Source organism: Algoriphagus faecimaris (assembly GCF_900101705.1).
In the GTDB taxonomy this organism is placed as follows: domain Bacteria; phylum Bacteroidota; class Bacteroidia; order Cytophagales; family Cyclobacteriaceae; genus Algoriphagus; species Algoriphagus faecimaris.
The window spans coordinates 62,454-84,415 of the sequence record NZ_FNAC01000012.1; the positions used below are offsets into that span (position 1 = coordinate 62,454).

General features: G+C 40.9%; 18 protein-coding genes. 10 read left to right on the top strand and 8 right to left on the bottom strand.

The window, feature by feature from the left end; translation table 11 throughout:
• Positions 1–46: 46 nt before the first annotated feature.
• The gene (locus BLQ57_RS08260; RefSeq protein ID WP_394331259.1) at positions 47–640 is read left to right on the top strand and encodes an HD domain-containing protein; all 594 of its coding nucleotides are present in this window, start codon (positions 47–49) and stop codon (positions 638–640) included.
• Positions 641–742: 102 nt separating this feature from the next.
• Here the strand turns inward: BLQ57_RS08260 and BLQ57_RS08265 are convergent, their stop codons facing one another.
• Complete coding sequence (locus BLQ57_RS08265; RefSeq protein WP_087938861.1) at positions 743–1,237, bottom strand: DUF4494 domain-containing protein; 495 nt, start codon at positions 1,235–1,237, stop codon at positions 743–745.
• Positions 1,238–1,412: 175 nt separating this feature from the next.
• On the opposite strand from BLQ57_RS08265, the gene BLQ57_RS08270 reads away from it, so the two are divergent.
• Positions 1,413–3,674 carry a patatin-like phospholipase family protein gene (locus BLQ57_RS08270; RefSeq protein ID WP_087938860.1) on the top strand — a complete coding sequence of 754 codons (2,262 nt, stop codon included), beginning with the start codon at positions 1,413–1,415 and terminating at the stop codon, positions 3,672–3,674.
• On the opposite strand, the gene BLQ57_RS08275 is transcribed toward BLQ57_RS08270, so the two are convergent.
• On the bottom strand, positions 3,671–4,150 hold the full coding sequence (locus tag BLQ57_RS08275; RefSeq protein ID WP_087938859.1) for an Mpo1 family 2-hydroxy fatty acid dioxygenase: 480 nt from the start codon (positions 4,148–4,150) through the stop codon (positions 3,671–3,673). The genes BLQ57_RS08270 and BLQ57_RS08275 overlap by 4 nt on opposite strands.
• A 77-nt stretch (positions 4,151–4,227) precedes the next feature.
• Between BLQ57_RS08275 and BLQ57_RS08280 the strand changes: the two genes are divergently transcribed.
• Genes BLQ57_RS08280 through BLQ57_RS08290 form a run of 3 tightly spaced genes read left to right on the top strand, consistent with a single transcriptional unit; the run spans position 4,228 to position 7,475 of the window.
• Positions 4,228–5,358 (top strand): NAD(P)/FAD-dependent oxidoreductase, encoded by a 1,131-nt coding sequence (locus BLQ57_RS08280; protein WP_087938858.1) that lies wholly within the window; start codon positions 4,228–4,230, stop codon positions 5,356–5,358.
• 45 nt (positions 5,359–5,403) lie between these two features.
• A complete protein-coding gene (nhaC, locus tag BLQ57_RS08285) occupies positions 5,404–6,867 on the top strand; it encodes a Na+/H+ antiporter NhaC (protein WP_087938857.1) in 1,464 nt (487 codons plus the stop codon).
• Positions 6,864–7,475: a 3'-5' exonuclease gene (locus tag BLQ57_RS08290; protein ID WP_087938856.1), complete on the top strand. Its 612-nt coding sequence runs from the start codon at positions 6,864–6,866 to the stop codon at positions 7,473–7,475. The genes nhaC and BLQ57_RS08290 overlap by 4 nt, the downstream gene beginning before the upstream one ends.
• Here BLQ57_RS08290 and BLQ57_RS08295 read toward each other — a convergent pair.
• Positions 7,449–8,069 (bottom strand): IMPACT family protein, encoded by a 621-nt coding sequence (locus BLQ57_RS08295; RefSeq protein ID WP_087938855.1) that lies wholly within the window; start codon positions 8,067–8,069, stop codon positions 7,449–7,451. The two genes, BLQ57_RS08290 and BLQ57_RS08295, sit on opposite strands and share 27 nt — an antisense overlap.
• A gap of 109 nt (positions 8,070–8,178) precedes the next feature.
• Between BLQ57_RS08295 and BLQ57_RS08300 the strand changes: the two genes are divergently transcribed.
• Genes BLQ57_RS08300 through BLQ57_RS08310 form a run of 3 tightly spaced genes read left to right on the top strand, consistent with a single transcriptional unit; the run spans position 8,179 to position 10,449 of the window.
• On the top strand, positions 8,179–8,589 hold the full coding sequence (locus tag BLQ57_RS08300) for a sugar 3,4-ketoisomerase (RefSeq protein WP_087938854.1): 411 nt from the start codon (positions 8,179–8,181) through the stop codon (positions 8,587–8,589).
• The gene (locus BLQ57_RS08305; RefSeq protein ID WP_087938853.1) at positions 8,573–9,499 is read left to right on the top strand and encodes a hypothetical protein; all 927 of its coding nucleotides are present in this window, start codon (positions 8,573–8,575) and stop codon (positions 9,497–9,499) included. Before BLQ57_RS08300 ends, BLQ57_RS08305 begins: the two co-directional genes overlap by 17 nt.
• A 2-nt stretch (positions 9,500–9,501) precedes the next feature.
• Entirely contained in the window at positions 9,502–10,449 is a 948-nt protein-coding gene (locus BLQ57_RS08310; RefSeq protein WP_087938852.1) for a glycosyltransferase family A protein, read from the top strand.
• Here BLQ57_RS08310 and BLQ57_RS08315 read toward each other — a convergent pair.
• The 5 genes from BLQ57_RS08315 to BLQ57_RS08335 are packed head-to-tail and all read right to left on the bottom strand — an operon-like array spanning position 10,446 to position 17,525.
• A complete protein-coding gene (locus tag BLQ57_RS08315; RefSeq protein ID WP_087938851.1) occupies positions 10,446–11,714 on the bottom strand; it encodes a M16 family metallopeptidase in 1,269 nt (422 codons plus the stop codon). The two genes, BLQ57_RS08310 and BLQ57_RS08315, sit on opposite strands and share 4 nt — an antisense overlap.
• Before the next feature lie 3 nt (positions 11,715–11,717).
• Complete coding sequence (porV, locus tag BLQ57_RS08320; RefSeq protein WP_092824046.1) at positions 11,718–12,923, bottom strand: type IX secretion system outer membrane channel protein PorV; 1,206 nt, start codon at positions 12,921–12,923, stop codon at positions 11,718–11,720.
• Between the two features lie 5 nt (positions 12,924–12,928).
• The gene (porU, locus tag BLQ57_RS08325; RefSeq protein ID WP_087938850.1) at positions 12,929–16,186 is read right to left on the bottom strand and encodes a type IX secretion system sortase PorU; all 3,258 of its coding nucleotides are present in this window, start codon (positions 16,184–16,186) and stop codon (positions 12,929–12,931) included.
• A complete protein-coding gene (pssA, locus tag BLQ57_RS08330; protein ID WP_087938849.1) occupies positions 16,183–16,875 on the bottom strand; it encodes a CDP-diacylglycerol--serine O-phosphatidyltransferase in 693 nt (230 codons plus the stop codon). The genes porU and pssA overlap by 4 nt, the downstream gene beginning before the upstream one ends.
• The gene (locus BLQ57_RS08335) at positions 16,872–17,525 is read right to left on the bottom strand and encodes an MBL fold metallo-hydrolase (RefSeq protein ID WP_087938848.1); all 654 of its coding nucleotides are present in this window, start codon (positions 17,523–17,525) and stop codon (positions 16,872–16,874) included. The genes pssA and BLQ57_RS08335 overlap by 4 nt, the downstream gene beginning before the upstream one ends.
• Before the next feature lie 55 nt (positions 17,526–17,580).
• Between BLQ57_RS08335 and BLQ57_RS08340 the strand changes: the two genes are divergently transcribed.
• Both BLQ57_RS08340 and BLQ57_RS08345 read left to right on the top strand, forming a co-directional pair.
• Entirely contained in the window at positions 17,581–18,627 is a 1,047-nt protein-coding gene (locus tag BLQ57_RS08340; RefSeq protein WP_087938847.1) for an NAD(P)/FAD-dependent oxidoreductase, read from the top strand.
• A gap of 19 nt (positions 18,628–18,646) precedes the next feature.
• Complete coding sequence (locus tag BLQ57_RS08345; RefSeq protein ID WP_087938846.1) at positions 18,647–21,958, top strand: BamA/TamA family outer membrane protein; 3,312 nt, start codon at positions 18,647–18,649, stop codon at positions 21,956–21,958.
• Positions 21,959–21,962 lie beyond the last annotated feature (4 nt).

A 21,962-nucleotide genomic window follows, 5' to 3' on the forward strand; every position in this document is an offset into this window, starting at 1 on the left:
TTTATATAAAATACAAAAAAAATAATACATAATGACTTATGATGCGATGAAACTGAACCGAACAGAGTTCGGAAATCCCAGTAACAAAGGGAATGTGTTAAGTGAAACGGAAGCCTTTGGCCTATTGGAAGATTGGGTGGAAAATGACAAACTAATCGTCCATATGCGTCAGGTTGGACATTTGTTGCGTAGCTATGCTACCAAACTTGGCTTTTCTGAAGAGGATCAGTATCGATGGTTTTTAGCTGGACTCTTGCATGATGCAGATTGGGAGAAATGGCCCGAAACACATTGTCACAAGATCATAGAGGAGTTGGAAAAGCGGGAAATTGATCCGGAGATTATACATGCTATCGCTTCACATGGTCCGAGGTACTTTGGTGTGGAGCCTGTTTCTTTGATGGATAAGATGCTGTATGCCTTTGATGAGCTCAGTGGATTTGTTCATGCCTATTCTTTGATGCGACCTAATGGCTATGAGGGCATGGAAGTGAAAGGTGTGAAGAAACGCTTAAAGGATAAAACCTTTGCGGCTCAGGTCAGTCGAGAGGATATTGCTGACGCATCTGCTCGAGCGGCAATACCTGTGGAGGAATTGATCCAATTTGTAATCGATCATCAGGCTAGGGCATTGGACTAAAAAACTTGCTAAGAGAGTTGGATTCGCGTTTACTTGATAGAGTAAAATAAAAAAGGCTGTCTTAGTCGTGACAGCCTTTTTGAAGATATAGAAGTATCTTAATTATTCTTGGTCCTCTAGATTTTCTACGGGCTTAAAATTGCCTGGAGGTAAACTTGCCTGCTCTTCTTCTCGCTCATAGGGGAAAACTTCCACAATAGGACTCTCGGTAACATCAGGGACACGAAAGCTCACCAACATATTGCTCAAGCTCTCTTGGATTCTCACATAGGCCTGCTTAACATCTTCGGCTGTGACTATCATGTATTGTGTGACTTTCTTTTCTTTGCCGTTATCTCCATCTGCGACAAGATAGGTGATTTTGCACTTGTGCCAAAGATCAGCATCCTCATAGAAAAAGACATCAACGATGTTGCTTTTACTAATCCCCGTCACTTGAAAATCGCCCCTTATCTGTGAGCCTAGCCTATCGTAAAGAATGGCTTCGGCTTCTGTAAAGGAGACAGCGTCTACCAGGTATTGCTCAGAAATATTCTTTAGCAAACCTTGTTCATTTTCCTTCGCATATTTGACTTTGCACAAAAACCACGTTCTCATAATTCAATTCATTTGGGCAATGAAGGTAAAGTTTATCTAGGGAATGTCCATGTTCCTTTTCTTAATTTTATGGAGTTTTTATTCGCTTGGAAATTAAAACTTTGACAATCAGAAAACTGTGATTCTTAATTTTCTCCCTTCCGAAAAAGCGCTATCTTTTGAGCAATAGACTATTATGGCCTCCAAAATCTGGTATAGTTTCCCCGTTCAGCTCCTACTGCTGCATTTAAGAAAAAATCTGGCTTTGCTCCTGATTTGGATCTTGTTATTGGCCATTACTTTTGAATCGTTTGGGGTAGTACTTGGAATTCCGTTTTTGTTTTTAGATCCAGAATACCTGCATCAGGTATCATGGGTTAGTTTTTTGTTGATGGGAGTGGGGTTTGCTGCATTTACCATGGCTTTTCACATGACGACTTACATCATGGATGGTCGTCAATTTTCTTTTTTGGCAGTGGTGACAAGACCATTTATTCACTATTGTGTAAATAATTCGATTGTCCCTTTAGTCTTTTACTTGGCTTATTGCTATAGTTTTGTGTCATTTCAGCTTCAAAATGATTTGGATTCAGACTGGCAAGTTTTAGGCTACTTTGGAGGGTTTTCTTTAGGTAGCTTGATTTCTTATGGGGTGATTTTTGGGTATTTTGCTTTTACCAACAAAGACTTTTTTGTCCTTTTTGCAGATAATCTTGATCGGAGGTTGAGAAAAGTAAAACTCACCCAAGCTAATGCACTAAGTAGGTTTAGGGAAGCTAAAAACAAGAAGAGAAAAGTAAATCATTACTTGGATCTTTCCTTAAAGTTGAAGCCGGTAAGGCCAGATATCAGTAGGTTTGAGCAGGCTAAGCTTCTACGCGTTTTTGATCAAAATCACTTGAATTTACTGTTGATCCAAGTGTTTCTCATCGCCTTTGTTTTGTTTCTGGGAGTATTCAAAGAAGAACCAGTTTTGCAGTTGCCGGCGGCCATGAGTGCCACCCTGTTGCTTTCGATTCTGGTTATGCTGGTAGGAGCGCTTAGTTTTTGGTTGAGGAGCTGGTCGACAGTGGTTGTATTTGCAGGAGTAGTTTTAGTGAATTATTTCTCCAATTTTGACTTTTTGAACCGACCTCATGAGGCATTTGGGCTAGACTATGATGCTAGGCCCGTTCCCTACACGCTTGAGAAGCTTGATGCGCTTTTGCATCCTGATACCGTCAAAAAGGATCGAGAGCATTTCATTCAAATACTCAATAACTGGAAGAGTCATCAGGAAGACTCGCTGCCTAAGTTAGTCTTGGTGGCTTCAAGTGGAGGAGGTCAGCGGGCGGCACTGTGGACGCTTCATGTACTCCAGACGATACACAGCATTAGTGATGGTAAAATCTCAAAGCAAACCGAACTGATGACAGGAGCCTCAGGAGGGGTTATAGGTGCAGCGATGTTTAGGGAATTGTACCTGCAATCTCTGAGTAATCCGGAGATTAACCTTACCGATTCGCTTTATAGAGAGCAGATTTCTGCTGATAATCTGAATCCGATTATCTTTACGCTTTTGGTGAATGATCTACTGATCCGAAATCAATATTTTGAATATGGTGGATATAGACACTTGAAAGACAGGGGATTTGCTTTTGAAAATCAATTGAATATCAATACCCAAGGCTTACTGGACAAGCCCTTAAAAGCTTACAAAGAGCCCGAGTTTTCGGGAAAGATCCCACTACTTCCAGTGACTGCCTTGATCACAAATGATGGGAGGAAACTTGTGATTTCTCCGCATTCTATGTCTTTTTTGGGAACCTCCATTTTGGGAAAAACAGGAGAATCGGAAAAGAAACAAAGTGTGGATTTTCTGCGATTTTTTAAAGCTCAAAAAAGTGAAAATTTACGGTTTTTGACAGCTCTTAGAATGTCAGCAACCTTTCCTTTTATCACGCCTAATGTTCAACTGCCCTCAGATCCTACGATGGAAACCATGGACACAGGGCTTTCAGATAATTTTGGGATTCAGGACGCTTTGCGTTTTACCTATGTTTTTCAGGATTGGATAGAGGAGAATACTTCTGGAGTTTGCTTAATTACTATCAGAGATTCAGAGAAGGTGGAGGAAATCCCTACTCATCCTTTTCCCAGAATCTTCGAAAAAATCTTCACTCCTCTTAAAAATATTTACTCCAATTGGGATAATATTCAGACTATTCAAAATGAGGTGCTCTATAATTACATGGCGGAGTCAATGCCTTTTTCTTTGGAGAAGGTAGAATTTGAATATGCTCCAAATAAAGCTCAACCTGGGGAATTGACCTCGACTCAGGAGACGATGCAACGTGCATCTCTGAACTGGAGACTAACGGCCAGAGAAAAAAAATCCATCTTGATGAGTATTTATACTCCCAAAAATCAAGAATCCCTAAATCGTCTTAGAGAAATTTTTGAGACAAATAGAGACTAGTAAGCCAAACCTAGCTTTTTGTAGATAAAGTGCATTAACCAAGCAGGGCCAATCATTAGAAATTGGACATCTTTTAAAAAAGAGGGTTTCTTTCCTTCGATTTTATGTCCATAAAACTGAATAATCCATGCAATAATGAAGATACCTAGGCTAATGGCCCAGAGTTTTCCTGGGAAGCTTAGGTTTAGAAAATTTGCCAAAGCCAAACAGATGGCGGAGAAAAACAGCATTCCCAAGGCAAGTGGTGCAGAGAGTGTTACATAATAAATCAAGACCAATATCAACACTATTGTAGCCCAATTGGCAAAATTGTGAAGAAATGGCAGGAGTTCGGGGAGAGGCCCTGCGGGTATGCTGTAGATCAATCCTACGACACTAAAAAATATGGCGGGTACACAAAACCAATGAATAATTTTATTGGTGTGATTTTGATGACTCAATCCATATTCATGAAGTAATGCATCAATTTTTCTCATGGTTATTTGGGGAATTATCCGTTAGATTGCTTTCAAATTAATAATTCTTGATGTCATAATTTCAATCTGGTTTAAAAATGTTTAGCTACTGGGAGAAGAAAAATTTTTTAAAATATGATTTCATTGTCATAGGAGCTGGTTTTGTAGGGCTCTCTACTGCTATTCACTGGAGTAGAAAGTTTCCAAAATCCAAGGTTTTGATTTTGGAAAGAGGGATTTTTCCTAATGGAGCGAGTACCAAAAATGCTGGTTTTGCATGTTTTGGGAGTCTTACGGAGCTTTTGGATGATTTCTGGCAGATGACCCCTCCCGAGGTGCTTGACCTAGTCAAAAGAAGGTATAAAGGACTCGAGAGTATTCGTAAGGAGTTTGGTGATAGAACCATTGATTATCGGCCTAGCAAAGGCTTTGAACTGATAGATGCTTCACAGCTAGATGCCTTGGACCGAATCGATGAGATCAATGGGTTTTTAAAGCCTATCTTCAAAAAGCCCGTTTTTTCTTTAGTTCCCAAGCGGTCCCGTTTTGGGTTTTCCGAAAAAATAAAAGAAATCGTACAAAATCAATACGAGGGAGAATTGGATCCGGGTAAATATGTAGAGGCCCTTTGGAAAGAGGCTAGCCGCCTTGGGATTAAAATTCTTACAGGTGTAGAGGTGCTTTCAATCGATCAGGATGAAGGAAAGCTCTTAGCAAAAAATTCATTTTCGGAAGAAAGGATCCCTTTCGAGGCAGAGAAAATCGCGATCTGTACCAATGCTTTTGCCAAAAACTTAATTCCTGATCTGGATTTGGAGCCTGGTAGGGGATTGGTGATGACTACAAAGGAATTGGATTTCAAAATCCCATGGAAAGGAAGTTTTCATATGGACCAAGGCTATGTGTATTTTAGAAAAGTGGGGAATCGATTGTTAATCGGTGGAGCCAGAAACTTAGATAAGGAAACGGAGCAAACGCTGAGCAACGAGATCAACCCGAAAATAAAAAGTCATTTGATCCAATTAGCAGAAGAAATCATCTTTCCTGGCAAAAGCTTGGAATGGGACTTGGAATGGACAGGAATCATGGCTTTTGGCCCAAAGAAAGTTCCGATCATTCAGGAAATAGGAAAGAGAACCTTTCTGGCAGCTCGCTTAGGTGGGATGGGAGTGGCTGTAGGATGGCAAGTCGGCAAAGAACTTAGCACCCTGATCAGAAAGAGGAATTAATATTTTTTGTTTAGATTCAAAACTTCATTTGATTTTAACTGATTCATGCAAGAGAAAACTCGAGTGCCCAGCGTAGGAGATGCGCTAATACCTTTGGTTTTTTTGATTATCCTTTTGGTATTAAATATCCAGGTTTTTGGTACAGATGGACTTTCGGGTTCCAATCAAATCGTTTTAATACTGTCCGCAGGAGTAGCTGCCTTAGTAGCCAAGTATAGACTAGGCTTTCATTGGGAGACACTTCAGGATGGGATGGTCAAGAGCATCAGCTCGGCGATGTCCAGTATTTTGATATTGTTTCTAATCGGTGCACTCGCGGGAACCTGGCTCTTGAGCGGAATAGTACCCGCCATGATTTACTATGGTCTTCAGGTATTGAGTCCAGCCATTTTTTTGGTGGCGGCTTGTATTGTTTCTGGGATTGTATCCATTGCGACGGGAAGCTCATGGACCACTGTGGCTACTGTGGGCGTTGCTTTGTTGGGGATAGGAAAAGCATTGGGTTTTGAGGAAGGAATTATAGCAGGAGCGATTATTTCAGGTGCATATTTCGGAGATAAAATGTCTCCATTATCAGACACCACCAATTTAGCCCCGGCGATGGCGGGAACGGATTTATTTACCCATATCCGCCACATGGCCAAAACGACCGTTCCCTCGATCACCATAGCCATGCTTCTTTTTATAGTGATAGGGATGAATTATGAGACGGCGGGTTCTGTGGACGACGTAAAAGCGATTTCTTCAATTATTCTGGATAAATTCAATATTAACGGTTGGTTATTTATAGTTCCTGGAGTAGTCTTGGTGATGATTCTGAAAAAAGTCCCAGCAATTCCGGCATTGTTGACTGGAGCCTTATTGGGGGGTGTATTTGCAGTGATTTTTCAGCCTGATATAATTTATGCTATCGCTAATGAAAGTGGAACTTCCTATGCATATAGTAGTTTCAAGGCAGTCATGATGTCTCTGTATGGTGAAATAGCCGTGGTGACGAGTAACGACGTTGTCAACGAGCTATTGGTTACTAGTGGGATGGGAGGAATGCTCAATACCATTTGGCTAATCGTCTGTGCGATGGTTTTCGGAGGTATAATGGAAGTGAGCGGAATGCTTAAGGTACTGGCAGAAGCTATTATTCGAAAAGTGCATACCGTGGGATCTTTGATTGCTTCTACTGCTGCGACATGTGTTTTTTTCAATATTACCACATCAGATCAATACCTAGCCATCCTTGTTCCAGGGAGAATGTATGCAGATATTTATAAAAAGAGAGGATTGAAACCAGAGAACCTAAGTAGAACGCTAGAGGATTCTGCGACGGTGACTTCCGTGTTAGTCCCTTGGAATACTTGTGGAGCTACACAGGCGTCAGTATTGGGAGTGGCTACTCTAGTTTATGCCCCATATTGTTTTTTCAATATAATCAGCCCGTTTATGACGATCTTGTATGGATATTTGAACATAGGAATTAATTATTACGAAGAGGAAGAAGAAGTTGTAGCATGATTCCATTGCGAATAAGTAAAGAGGAGGTCAATGAGCTTCCTTTGGGACAGTTTGAAGGAGAGATTTACTTAATCGATCAAGCAGAGGAAGTGGACGAGGTGGTCGAGTTTTTGGAAAAACAGCATCTCTTGGGTTTTGATACCGAAACTAAGCCGGCTTTCAGAAAAGGGGTGTTTAATCAAGTTTCTTTGTTGCAATTATCCACTGCAGATCAGGCTTTTCTGTTTCGGTTAAATCATATTGGTTTTCCGGACTCTATTAGAAATCTGCTAGAAAGGGAGCATATCATCAAAGTAGGCGCTGCCGTGCACGATGATATCAAAGGCTTAGGGAAGCTTACCGATTCCTTTTATGCCTCTTCTTTTTTTGATCTTAACGATGAACTTAAGAAAATCGGATTTCACAATGTAGGAGTAAGGAATCTCAGCGGTATGGTCTTAGGAATCAGAATTTCAAAATCCGAACAGGTTTCTAATTGGGAGGCTGAAGTGCTCACCGAAAAACAGCAGCGCTATGCGGCGACCGATGCATGGGCATGTCTTGAAATCTTCAAAAAGCTGAATAAAGAAGGGTATTTTGATTCACTCTTCAACTTCAAGAATTTGTAAGCTTTCAATCTCTTGAAGGGCATTTAGTACAAATTCAAATAGTCCTTGGCGCATCTCCAGGGACATTTGACAGTCCAGACTCATCTGCTGATCAATGATGTTTAGTTCCTGGTTTTTGACCAGCTTCATTACTTCATTCATGGCGGGATAGGAGAAGCTGATTTTTAATTGACTTTTGACTTGCTCTTCTATTATTTCATTTTCTTCAATGGCCATGGCAGCTGCAGTTTTGTAGGCATTAATCAGACCACTCATACCCAGTTTGGTGCCCCCAAAGTAGCGCACTACCACAATAAGTATATTGGTGAGTTGATTGGATCTGATTTGACCTAAAATGGGGTCTCCTGCGGAATGATTGGGTTCACCATCGTCATTTGCCCGATAACTATCACCGTTTATTCCCAAGATCCAAGCAAAGCAGTGATGCCGAGCATCATAGTAAGTTTTGCGAAGGTCAGCAAGGTGGTTTTTTATTTCCTCTTCCGTTTTTACGGGAAAAGCAAAATAATGAAATTTGCTGCTTCGGTCTTTATAAAGCCCCGAGGATACTTTGGATAGAGTTTTATAGGTATCTTCGACGTTTGGGTGTTCCATGAATGATTCCTTTACCGATTGAAATATCGATAGCGAAGATAGAAATTTAATGTAGGCTTGCTCAGGAATACCTCTGATTTGTCTTATTTTAGAATGATCAAAAAAACAAATGAACACTAATAATTCGGTTCGAGATGTTCAGGTAGTAACCTTTCCTGAAGTACAAGATACTACAGGTGCTCTCCATTTTTTAGAAGGTTCAAAATGGTTCCCTAATGGAGTTAAGCGAGTATTTTGGATAAGGACAGAGGAGGAAGCCCATAGAGGAAATCATGCCCATAAAGAGGAGTCTCAAATTATCTTGGCAATCTTGGGAAAGGTGGAGGTTTCGATCAGAAAACCTGGTAACCCTCCCAAAAAATTCATGCTGGATAATCCCTCTTCAGGGCTTTTCATTCCCAGCATGCATTGGGTAGAAACACATTTTTCCAAAGAAGCCATCCTAATTGGCTTTTCTGATACTGAGTTTTCAGAAAGTGATTACATTCGAAATTTAGAAGACTTTGAGAGAGCTCGCTAAAAAGAATTATGGTGAATACACGCTGAGTATCACAAATGGTGGGGCGATTCAGGCTGATTATTTTTTAGCTAACTTAATTTCTGATGGTGCTCCATTGCTACACTTTGTCTTGACCAAAGCTGGAAAGACTTTGGCAGATATTACCTTTGCATTAACGGAGGATTTGAATGCTGTTTCTCTAGAAAATGCTCCTTTTGGAGGAATATGGACTTATGCTTCTTTGAAGTCAGCTAAGATCCAATTATTTATAGAAGCGATTTTAGCGTATTGTAAGGAGTACGGCATTCGGTCCGTAAAAGTCACTCAGGCACCCAAACCCTACGATAGTCACGCTGATTTGATCAACTATTTGTTTTTCAAGTCAGGTTTTCGGCAGGAATCTGTTTTGGCTCATCAGTTTTTTCTTGGGAGAAAAAAAATCAAGAAATTTATTTCAGATAATTACAACAAAACCCAAGCAAAGCTAAAGAAAGAGGGGGGGCAAATTAATAGTGCTTTCATTTCAGATTTTGGGTTTCTAGATGATCTGAAAAGGTGGAATCAAGCCAAGGGATATAGTTTTACCCTGGATTTAGAGCGATTGGTGCAGCAAGTCTCTCTTTTTCCTGAGCGGTATTTTTTGATATCATTAGAAAAAAGGGGAATCACCCTTGGATATAGTGTGGGAGTGAAGCTGACTTCAAACTCAATGTATTATTTTTTATCTGGCATGGATCCCAAAGCACCCATCAAAAATGTCGGAGAGTATATGCTTATGGAGCTCTTTCAGCTGGCAATGAGAGAAAAAACCGAATTTATTGATCTGGGTTCCTCTGATCTAGAAAGTCATGCAAATCATCCTTTGATGTTTTTCAAATCGCGATTTTCGAACGATATTTCCAATAAAGTCACATGGATTAGGTTTCTTTGAATATGGGAAAGCCATCAGTTACCGTCATTTGTATAGCCTACAATCATGGGGATTGGATAGAAGAAGCGCTAGAAAGTGTAGCAATGCAGGATTATTATCAGAAAGAGCTCATTATTGTCGATAATGGAAGCTCCGATAATACGCGAGAGAAAATCAAGACCTGGTTGCAGGGATTTACAGGTTTGTTTCCAATAAAGACTGTTTTTAAGGATAAGGAACAAGCGTATTGCTCGCTTTTTAATGAGGTATTGTTCTCCACTGAGACGGATTACATAGTAGACTTGGCGGGTGATGATGTACTGTACCCCGATCATTTAAGTTTGTCTATTAAGCAGTTGGAGATGGATAGGTCAGCAGCTTTTGTGTTTTCTGACGCCTATATTTTGGATGAAAAAGGCAATATCAAAACCTTTTATAAGCGAAATGGCTTTGGGGAGTTGTTAGAGGAAGTGGAGCTTGGGATCATCTATCAAACCCTTCTTCAAAGAAGCTACATCTGTGCAGCAACCCTAGTTTTTAATGCTCGGCTTCTCAAAGAGGAGGGAGGATATGATTCTAGTTTGTTTTATGAAGACTTTGATATTCAGCTCAGGCTGACTAGAAAATATCCCGTTTTGTTTTCCGATCACATCGGTATTCTCAAACGGCAACATGGCCGTTCTATGTCTGCAGGTCAATATCAAAGTCATCACTCTAATATGCTGCCAAGTACGGTATTAGTTTGTCAAAAGGCTCATAAAATGAATTTGACTTCAGAGGAAAATAAAGCACTGGGTGAGCGGGTGATGTTTGAGCTGAAGCATGCCCTGTGGTCTGCTAATTTTTCCTCCGCCTCTTCACTGGTTGAACTGGGTGAAAAAATCGGAATAAAGAAACCTTTATTTGGGCTGTATAAATTATGGGCAAAAATGCGATGGGATATTTCTTGGGTCTATGAGAGCGCCACTTAGCCCACGATCACTTCGATCAAAGGGCTGTTTTTAAAATATTTTTCTCCAGTCTTCATTACCTCATCTGCTGTGAAGCGCTTGAGAAATTCTAATTTTTCTGCATAAAAGCTCAACTCTAAATCAGAATGATAAACTGCCCTGAACCGATCCATCAGATCAAAGGCCGAGCTAAATCTTCCTAGCATTTGTCCAATTTGATAATTTCTTACCGTTTCTAACTCATCCATTTCAAGTGGTTCATGGATCAAACGGTCGATCTCATGATGGATCTCATGGATGACGTTTCTGTGATGAGCTTTTTGAACGTCTGCACTAATCACCCAATAATTAGAATTCCCAATCTCGGCCAAGCCTGAATAAATCCCGTAGGTATGGCCTTTGTCCTCTCTGATATTTTTGATAAGCCGAGACCCAAAGTATCCTCCGAGTATGGTATTGAATACCGTCAGTGAAATAAAATCAGGGTGGTTTTTTGGAATGGAGAAGTAACCTAGCCGGAGGCTACTCTGTACAGCGTTTTCACGCTGTTCATAGATTTGCTCTAGGCTGTTGCTTTCGGGTAAAACCACTCCTTCTAGGATGGATTTGTTGGGTACTTGATTCAAGTAGTCAAAAACATCATTTAGATTTTCTTTGGTAAAATTACCTGTGATAAAAACTTCCGTTCCTTGCCAGAGTAACTGGTCTGCATAGAAGCGGAGTTTTTCCTGGCTGATGATATCCACTTGTTGGGAGTCGATTTCAAAGCCATAAGGATGACTGGGTCCAAACAATGCTTTTCTAAATAATTGACCGGCTCGGGCATTAGTTTTTTCCCGATCCAGTTGAATGCTTAGTTTTCGCTGAGATTTCCTTTTGATAAGCATATCCTCCGGAAAGGAAGGTGAATGAATAAGCTCTATCAAGAGGTCTAATACCGAAAAGATGTGTTTTTTGGTGCTTAAAATGGATAAGCCTTCCCTGCCGAAAGTAAGGATAGGACTGATTTCACTGGCATGAAAATCCAGAATATTGGCAATTTCAGCGGCACTTTTATGTTTGGTCCCTTCTAAAAGCATCTGAAGTGTAAAAGAAGGAAGGAGCGTTTGCTCCAAGGGGAGTTTCTCACGTTGTCTTCTGCAAGTGATTTCTATTTTGACAGCATCTATTCCAGGTGTTGGATAGTAAAAAACGGGTATTCCATTGTCTAAGCTAAACCGCTCGGGATGGCGCAATTCAAAATCCTCCGGAACCTTAAATTCTGGAGAAAGACTTCTGTCTAACATTTTTTAATTGGATGGAATCGTGTAAAGAAGTGAGAAACGAAGTGTTTCTGCTAAGGGATGATTTTGCGTTTGTGGTACAAGGTAAGAGAAATCAAAACCAAGTTTTTTCAAGTCAAAACCAGCACCCATAGTAAAGTATCGCCGTCCACCTTTAGATGGATTTTCGTAAAAATAGCCTGTCCTAAGAGCAAACTTTTCATTGTATTGGTACTCCACTCCAAAGGAAATCATCACCTCTCGAAGCTCTTCTGAAAATCCATCAGGAGCATCTGCAAAAGAACCAAACATGCCTGATATCAATGGACGGTTGGGATCTTTCCCTCTGAGTACTTCCAGATTTCCGTTTTCATCTGTGTAGAGACTCCCATTATCATTAGTTCTATACACTGGAGGAGTTGGGACAAGCAGCTTGTTGAAATCTAATGCAAATGTGATGGAATTTAATTCATTCAATTCGATGCCATAGGCCGTTCCAATTCTAAAATTAGTGGGGATGTAATCCAAATCATCTGCAGAATTGTAGGTGATTTTTGGCCCTATATTGGAAAGATTCACGCCCCAAGAGAATGTTCCTTCTTTCGATCCTGCAATTATGGGCTTGGAGTAATATAATCCAACATCTGTGCCCACGCTTATCCCTGGTCTCCCTTCGGAACCCCCTACAGAAGAGATACTCCCTGAAAGGTTGGAATGAATAAATCGGGCTGAAATGCCTAAGCCAAGATTAGAGGATAGTTTTCTGGAATAAGTGCCGCCAATAGCGATATCCCTAGGGTTAAACTCTCCCAGTGGATTTCCTCTACCGTCAGTTAACTGAATGTCTCCCATATTGAAGTAGCGGAGATCAAAACCAAAGGCAGAGTTGGCATCAATCTTTATGAATCCGGTCAAATAGCTCAGTGACATGTCATTGACCAGTTTTCCCAGCCAAGGCGAGTAAGAAAGCGAAAAGCCCATATCATCATCGATGAAGGCTAGTTTACCTGCATTCCATTGGGCGGAATTGGCATCAGGAGAAGTGGCGACACCTACGTCTCCCATCCCTGAGTGTCTAGAATCGGGAGCAAAATTCAAAAAAGGAACAGCCGTAGTGATGACACGACGATTTGGATCTTGACCGGAAATGATCACAGAATTCTGGGCAAAGGTATGAAAGCCAGCCAGAGCGAAAATTGCAACTAATATGCTTATCCGGTTTGTTTTGACCATAAATTTCATTCAATTACGATTTGACCGCTGGCAATATCCATGGTTTGATCCACTTCTGACTGTAGCGCTAATTTGTAAATATAAGTTCCTTTTGCTGGATATTTGGTTTGGTTTTGCAAAAAAATCCAAGATAAATCCCCTATCACAGCTCCGGCCTCCACTAAACGAAGGGATTCACTATATAGTATTTTTCCCTCCAAATTAAAAACCTCTAATCTCATCATAAGGTTTTCTCCAGCTCGATTATGCCTGATTTCAAAATGACTTTCTGACGAAGCAGGATTCGGAAATGTTTTGTGCGAAAGTATCCGTAAGCGGTCCGTTCCTTCTAAGATGAATTCAAGTTCTAGGATATTTCGATTACCTGCAAGATCATAAGCTTGGATCCGAATTTGATTTTTTCCCTCTACCAAGTCCTCCAATTTTAATTTAACAATACCTTCGATAAAATCTCCTTTTTTAGCTTTAAAAAGCTGATTTAAATTGATTTCAGGATTTGAGTTGAGTTGAAGACTGAGGATTTTTTCTGGGTCCAATCCACTTACATCTATGCCACTACTATCAAAGAAAGTGATTTCCGTTGGGATGAGCCTTGATTTAAATGTAGAGAGCGGGACGACTTCTTTGTTTTCCATAAATAGACTGATCTTTGGTCCCACATCGTCAAATGATTCGGGAATAGCCTCGCCTCCGAGTAAGGGTTTTGAACTACCTGCTGCATCCCTTTCTCTGAGGCTGTCAATTGCAAAAAAGCGCAGACTTCCTCTTTCCAAGTCAGTGGAAATCTGTGAAGGTACTCGGAGTCTTCCATGAATTTTTCCATTTTCAACTTTTGCTTCACCTTGAAAGAGTAGCGTTTTTTCTTCCGAAAATTCGATGGGGCTGCTTTCATCACCTAGCGTACGAGACGTTTTTAGCCGGTCCCAAAGTTGGACTGTCACCTCTCCATCAAAATTTTCTACACTTTGATTAGCAATGGGATCCCAGATATCTGCTTCGTACTGAACAATTTGATTTCCAGATAGAGATTCCAATTCCATTTCTTCGGGATCGTTTAGACTAATGAGCCGAACTTCATAATTTGGAGCGGCAAGCCTCATCGAAGGATCTCCCAATAGGCTGAAATTTCGGTTGAATGGCCCATTGAGGCTTCGGTTTTTGGTCTTGAGAAAAATACTACCCAAATCCTGGAATGCTCCGTTTTCTTTCTCGAACACGGTCTGAATGAAAGCCTGATTAAGCGCAAAATTTACACTGCTGAATACAGGTCTCCCGGTGGTCAAAAGTCCAATGGCGCCTTTGTCGGGAATTGTCAAGAGTTCCTCGGCTGCAGAGCGAATGAAAGGGCTGTCATGCCGTCCAAATTCACAGGTAGCGGTGATCCAAAGGGGTAGATGCCTTTGAGCTGGCCAATCTTGAAGATCCTCCACTCTAAAGACTTGCTCTGCTGTCAAAGTGGTTTCATTGCCATGCCCAATGTAATTCAGAAATAGCGTACCCTTATCTAAAGTCTTTTTAAGTGCTTCTTTGGCATCGGGTGATGACTGTGAACCCTCCTCCGCAATCTGTTCAAATAAATCCAGGTAGAGTTTGTTTTGAGTAAAATCGGGGGCTTTTTCCAAGGAATATTGACTGTGTGATTCTGCATCTCTTACATGAATATTATTGTCAGCATCGTCAGCCATGAGTGTGAAATTCTTTTTCCACTGTATCCCCGAAAATCCGGATTCGTAGTCGATGATTTTCTTTACCACCACATCTGCTTCTTGGCTGGTAATGACGGGAAGCCGTCCCACACCGATTTGCAAAACTTCATCTCCTTCCCGGTCTTCCTGCCACTCTCCTTGTCCCAAGTCCAAGAGTCCGAAAAAATCATCCGAGCTAAAGGTAGTCAAAGGATTGAGGCTATTTCTGCTCGTGTAAATTGGCAATAGATTGGGTCTTCCTCCTAGTTTTCCTTTGTAATCAAAGGTTCCTTTTCCTAGGAGAAGCACATTTTTAAGCGTCTTGCCCTGATGAAAATGCCAAGCGAGAAAATTGCGAATCGCTATCAGGTCTGGATTGCCATAGCCAAACTCTTCATAAATATTCTCCAGGGCTACCCACTCGGTGTAGATTCCTTGTGATAATTTGTGCAAGCTTAGCTTTTCGGCTGCATTGGCTAGGGACTTTGGTGATACAATGAGGAGTTCTGGCCATGCGCTTGATTGGCGGAGGCTGGAATTTACAGGAGTTATATTCTCAATTTTTCGGATATCCTTTTCTGTAAATAGCGCGATTTTACTAGCACTTATTTCAATGGGATTGCCAGTATGCTCAATCCGAATTGGTCGAAAAAAATCAGAAATATCCCACATGAATTGCTGAGATGAAGGATGAACTGTCGAATGATTTTGACGTAAAAAGTAGATTCCAGATGGGGGATTTACGGCCTCCACAGGCATACCGACCATCAGATAGTCTAAATAGCCCGAAGATCCAGAGCTACTGCTTTGATAGGCCAATCGCAAGGAGCTCATCGATTTTCCCTCGGGGCTGAATTCGACTTTGAAGTGTTTACTTACGCCCTTTAGCCCATAGGTCGTTTCCGGGATGGATGCTATTTCTACAGTATGAATCTGATTTTCTTTTTCAAAAATATCAAAACTTCCCCCTGAGGTCGAAGCCCCCATCAAGACCCCTTGGATTTTCCAGGGAGCGGAACTTTCCGACTGTAAGTCAAAACCAAATGACCTCGATCCCCCGGCCCTTATGGGGTCAGAATACCAAGTCCGACCTGAGTTCAGTAAATTGATTGCCTCTATTTTCAAGGCCTCCCACTTATACATCGTGGAAGCCGTGGAGGAGGAGTTGTCAGGGGTCTGTGCAGAAATTCGTGTTGGCTTTTCTTCAAATCCTATCAAATAGGAAAGTTCATCAGTAAAGTGATGATGCCTGTAAGAAAGCTCGCCTAAGGAATCTACCATCTGATTTGCTCCTTCCAGATAAACTAAGAGCCCTTCTTCTGTTTCTAAAGCTGGGATTTGATGGAGCGAAAAAGCTGAAGAGTCGAGTTTTTGGGGAAGTGAGCCTGGAAAACCATAGAATGCCACATTAGAAAAATCTGAACCGCCAAGAATGGATAAATGATCTTTTGAAAATAAATATAGTCCTTTTTCCTGCACAGAGAATCTGAAATACTGATCCTGTCCTTTTGCTTTGGAGTGAAAGAAAAGGAAAAACAAAACTCCGAGAAGGAGACGTCTGTTAGAGAATAAAATCATGCCTTTTTCAGGCTGTTTTCTATGAGGGAGAGTAAGATGTAAATTACTATGATCATTGGGATGCCTGCTAAGCCAAAACCCAACATGAACCCAACTCCTGCCCCAATCAGCACATACCTGAATACATTATTTCGAAGGGAAAAGTTTTTAAACTTTAATGCAATAAGAGGGAGTTCTGCCACTAAAAGATAGGAAAGGATACCTGCCAAAATTACAAAAGACCAAGGGTTCAGGAACAGTCTGCTGAGATTTACCCACTCTGCCATCAGGTAGGGCAAGGTGGATATCAACAAGGCATTGGCAGGAGTAGGAAGACCTATAAACCGATCACCTTGTCTGGTGTCCAAATTAAACTTAGCTAGTCGCAAAGCAGAGAAAAGCGGGACAGATAAAGTAAAATAAGGCCATAATGAGTCTGGACTGAGCTCTTGACAAAGCTTGAAGAGGACAAAGCCTGGCAATACACCAAAAGAAACCAAATCCGCCAATGAATCTAGCTGCTTCCCAAGTTCACCACTTACCCCAAGCAATCTAGCGGCGAAGCCATCGAGGAAATCAAAAAATGCCGAAAGAATGATAAACCAAGCTGCGGCATAAAGTTCTCCATTGAGAACCCAAATAATCCCAATCACGCCTGAGAGCAGGTTCATCAGGGTCAGTGTATTAGGTAGATGTGATTTGATTTTCAAAATTTTGCGTTTTTGCCAACGAAGGGGTTATTGTTTTTCTCAAATCCAATAGAAGTTACAGGGCCGTGTCCGGGGTAGATAATCGTGTCGTCAGGCAAGCTAAAAAGTTCGGATTTGATTTTTTCTAGTAGAAGAGCATGATCCCCACCAGGAAGATCGGTGCGCCCTATGCTAGTTCGGAAAAGCGTGTCTCCTGCGATACACACTCCGCTCTCTTTATGATAAAAAACCACATGACCCGGCGCATGCCCGGGGACAAATCGAACCTCGAGTTTTTCATCTCCGATCTGAATATCTTGATCTGTAGAAAGGTAACCGTCAGGTTCTGTGGACTCGTACTTGTGAAAACCGTAATTAGAAGCATAGGCTTTTACGGAATTAAGTACAGCGATGTCCTTATCATGGATTAGAAGTGGAATGTCAAAAGTTCGCTTAACCCAAGCATTTCCAAGTACATGATCGATGTGACAATGGGTATTGAGAAGGAGTTGAGGGTTTAGATTCTCCGACAAGATGAAGCTCCTCAAGACTTCTTGCTCCTCGGACTCGTAGCATCCCGGGTCGACTATGGCTGCGGCTCCGTTTTCATCATATAGGATGTAGGTGTTTTCCTGAAATGGATTGAATGTGAATAGCTTAATTTTTAACATGGTTTTTGTCTCTGTGGAGTTAACAAAATAAGGAATAAAACCTTTTATTTGGACTATGGAAACAGATTTTTTGCTCATTGGACAGGGAATTGCCGGAACTGCTCTTGCATATCGATTAAAACAGGCAGGGAAATCTATCAAGATTTTTGATCGACCTGACCAGAATCAATCCAGTAGGGTAGCTGCAGGTCTATTTAATCCCGTAACGGGAAGAAAAATGGTAAAAACCTGGAATGCGGATTCGCTTTTTCCAGAGATTATTCCTTTTTATAGAGAATTGGAAACTGTCACCCGACAAAAATTTCTCAGGGTACAACCCATTTACAGACCCTTTTTGTCCATAGAGGAACAAAACGAATGGATGGGGCACAGCGCTGATCCTGAATTTAGCCAATACCTTGAAACTATTCATCAGCAGAGTCAATCTCCATTTATCCATGACCCCTATGGAGGAGTACTTTTAAAAAACTGTGGTTGGCTGGACATCAATCCACTTCTCGACGGAATGCAGCAGTATTTTAAAGAGGATTTGATACTGGATTACTTAAACCCCTCAGATTTTGAAGAAAATGGTGGCTTTTGGGAAGTGAAAGGAATTAGGGCAAAGGCTTTGATTTTTTGTAACGGTCTGGGAGCAATGGACTCAGGTTTTTTTGATTTCTTGCCGTTTGCACCGGTCAAAGGAGAAATTCTGGAGATCAAGCAAGAGTTTTCCCCGAATTTTATCATCAATCGAGGGGTTTTTAGAGTGCATCTTGGAGGGGGAATCCATCGGGTGGGCTCTACCTACACTTGGCATGATCTCGATCAAGGCCCCACAGATAGGGCAAAAAATGAATTGACAGAGCGCTTATCAGGATTGATCAAATTGCCTATAGAGGAGTATCAAAGTCAAAAAGTAGGTATAAGACCTGCCACTAAAGATAGAAAACCATTTTTGGGAAAACATCCAAGTAAACAGGACGTTTACATATTCGATGGATTCGGCGCTAAAGGTGTGTCGTTGGTTCCTTACTACAGCAAAGTAATGGCCACTTTTCTCCTAGGATCCAACTCACTCCCCAAGGAGGTAGATATCGCAAGGTATTTTAATTATATTTAACCGACTATAAGATCTTAGAATGCGATTAAAAGTAAACCGACTTCTTTTCTTGATAGGGCTTTGGATGATTTCCGGAGTCAGTATTGCTCAATTTGACCAAGAGCGATTCGGTAAAAATAGAGTTCAGCACAAAGAGTTTGACTGGTATTATTTTTCCTCCAATAATTTTGAAGTATACTATTACGACAGGGGAGGCGCCAATGCTAAAATAGCCATAGAGTACTTAGAAGAGGAATTTCAGCGATTGACGCAGATGATAGGTTATGTGGCTTATACCAAGCCTCGAGTCTACATTTATAACTCTCCCGAAGAACTTTTGCAAAGCAACCTCAATCTCAACCGGGAAGAGTTTAATGAAGAGGGGCAGACCAATTTTAGTAGATTGATAGCAGAAGTAGGTTATAAAGGAAGAGCAGATCTTTTCAAAGAAGATCTAATTTATGCGGTTTCCAAAGTAATCATTCAGGAGATGCTTTATGGAGCATCTGTCGCGGATGCTTTTCAGTCTAACCTCATGAATTCTTTTCCGGACTGGTACGTGGATGGTATTGCCAGGTATTTGGCCAAAGGCTGGAGTCGTGATATGGATGACTTTGTGCGGGAATATTTCAAAGAAGAAGAGACTCCAAAAATTCTTAAGTTAAAAGATTTGGAGGCAGGCTTGGTGGGTCAGTCAGTTTGGAATTACATCGCTGAGCGTTATGGTCGTCGTTACATTTCGAGTATTTTGAATCTTTCGAGGATCAACCGAAATGAAGAAAACAGCATTGCCAATACAGTAGGACTCAACTATAAAACCTTCACCGAGGATTGGAAGAAGTATTATTTAAATATAAATCAGCAGGTAAGTTCTAACTTTAAAGAGGTTAATTCTGATCAGGCAGTAGCCAAAACTTCTCCAAGGGTCACGGGTGCTATTACTGACATTAAATTCAGCCCAGATGGCTTGAATGTGGCCTATGTCCTCAACAATGCTGGTAAATACAAGGTAAATGTCAGGGCAATTTCTTCCGGTGAAGAGCAGACTGTCTTCCAGGGAGGGGCTGTTTTTGAAGATCAAACGCCCAATCTAATGAGTCCTGTCATAGCTTGGCGTGATTCGGCTAATTTGGCCATTGCCTCTTTCAAAAGAGGTCTCACCACCTTGAGGCTGCGATCCATAGACGGTACGAGTCAGGATAAAATATTCTTGAGGAATATCAATCAGATTTTAAGCATGGACTTCAACAGTACCGGAAGAAACATGGTGATTTCGGCAATCTCAAATGGCAAAACGGATATTTTTACTTTAAATACAAGAGGGCAGGGACGAAGGTTGACCAATGATGAATTTGATGATTTGACTCCGATGTTTCTCAATGACTCTACGATCATTTTTTCGACAAATTATGCGGATAAACCTGATTCCTTGTCTCAAACGGATCCCAATCCAATCAATCTGGAATCGAGTTTTAATTTGTTTATGGTCGAAGTGAGAGATACGGTACGAATCTCCCGATTGACCAATTCGTACTCGAGAAATCTTTTACCGAGAAAGGTGAATAGTAATAATCTGGTCTACTTAAGTGATTTGAGTGGAATCAATAACTTGATGCGGTTGAATGTCGGTAATCAAATTTCCAATCAAATTTCCGCTTACAACAAAAGTATAGAAGTTTTTGATGTCAATAGCCGAATGAATAAAATCGCTTTGGCGATAAGAGATGGAAAAGAAAGTTTTTTGCTGATTGAAAATTATAGCGCTTCCGATCAGTTTACTCCAAGTACTCCAAGAGTACAGCTACAACAGGCAAAAAGCCTGAATGAACGTATCGCAGCAAGACGAAGGTTAGAGGCTGCTTCTGAAAAGGAGGAAACCTCACTTACACCTGCACCCTCGACTCCAAAAATAGAAGTGCAACCCAAGGAAATTACTGTTCCTTTAGATACATTAAGTCAATCGAATCAAACCTCTAGTATCAATTTGGATCGTCTGAAGTTTCAAAATAGTGGAGGAGTAAATACAGAAAATTATCAGTTTGACACGATACCATCTACGGGGCTTGGGTCTAGAGAGCAGGTAAATCAAGGAAATAGATTGAATCTTCTTGAGACATTCAGAGCTCAAAATCTTCAAAAAAGAATAGTAGGCCCTAGGGCTATGGACCCGCAGTTTTTCACGAATAGTATCAACTCTCGGTTTGTCGTCGATCCATTGAGAGGATTTGGGATCAATCTGCATGGTAAAATGACAGATCTTTTGGACAATCATGTGTTTCAGGGAGGTATCATGCAATCTTTGGATTTTAGATCAGGGGGAGATATTTTCTTTGAATATGAGTATCTGAAAAGTCGGTTGGATTTTAGAGGTAGATTTGATAGGCGAACTATACGCTTGGATCAGGGGGATCTGACCAATCAGAAATATGTGCTCAGTAAAGTAGAACTTGGAGTATCTTATCCTTTTAATGTTAACTCTAGATTTACCCTAGCTCCATTTATTGCTAAAACTCAATATTTCAATCTAAATACTGATTCTTTGATTTTGGCGACCAATCCCGAATTAAATCGGTTTGATGTCAACTATGCAGGAGGTAAAGCTGAGTTTGTCTATGATAGGACGCAGCAAATAGGACTATACTCTCAAGCCGGATTAAAGGGTAAGGTGGGATTCGTACATTATCAAGGATTGAATGAGAAGTCTAGAAGCTTTAGTAATTTCTACCTTGACATAAGAAACTATCAAAGAATCCATAAAAATATAATTTTGGCTTCTCGACTCTATGCAGGTTCATTCTTTGGAAGAAATCCTCAGACCTATCTGGTGGGTGGAATGGATAACTGGCTATTCAATTCGTTCTATCAGCCTCCTACCAATCGACCAGAAGTCTCGCCGGTAAGGAATCCGGGTGGGGTAGAAAACTCCAATATTCTTTTTGCGGATTTTGTTGATTTGAGAGGATATGATTACGATGAAATAAGAGGAAATAAAGTGATAACCTTCTCTACAGAACTTAGAATACCTGTATTCTCTTACCTCACTAGAGGGAATATCACCTCCAATTTTGTTCGGAATTTCCAGTTAGTCGGATTCTATGACATTGGTTCAGCTTGGGATTCTTCTGCCCCTTGGGAGCGGGTGAATGATCAAAATACTGAGGTAATCAGTACTGAAGGATCTCCTTTTACCATTGTGTTGAATAATTTCAATAATCCATGGCTGCAAAGTTACGGGGCTGGCATCAGGACTGTATTGCTTAATTATTATGTCAAATTTGACATAGCGAGACCTGTTAGGAATTATGAGGCAGAAGATCTAAAGTTCTATGTAACTTTGGGCTATAATTTCTAAACGA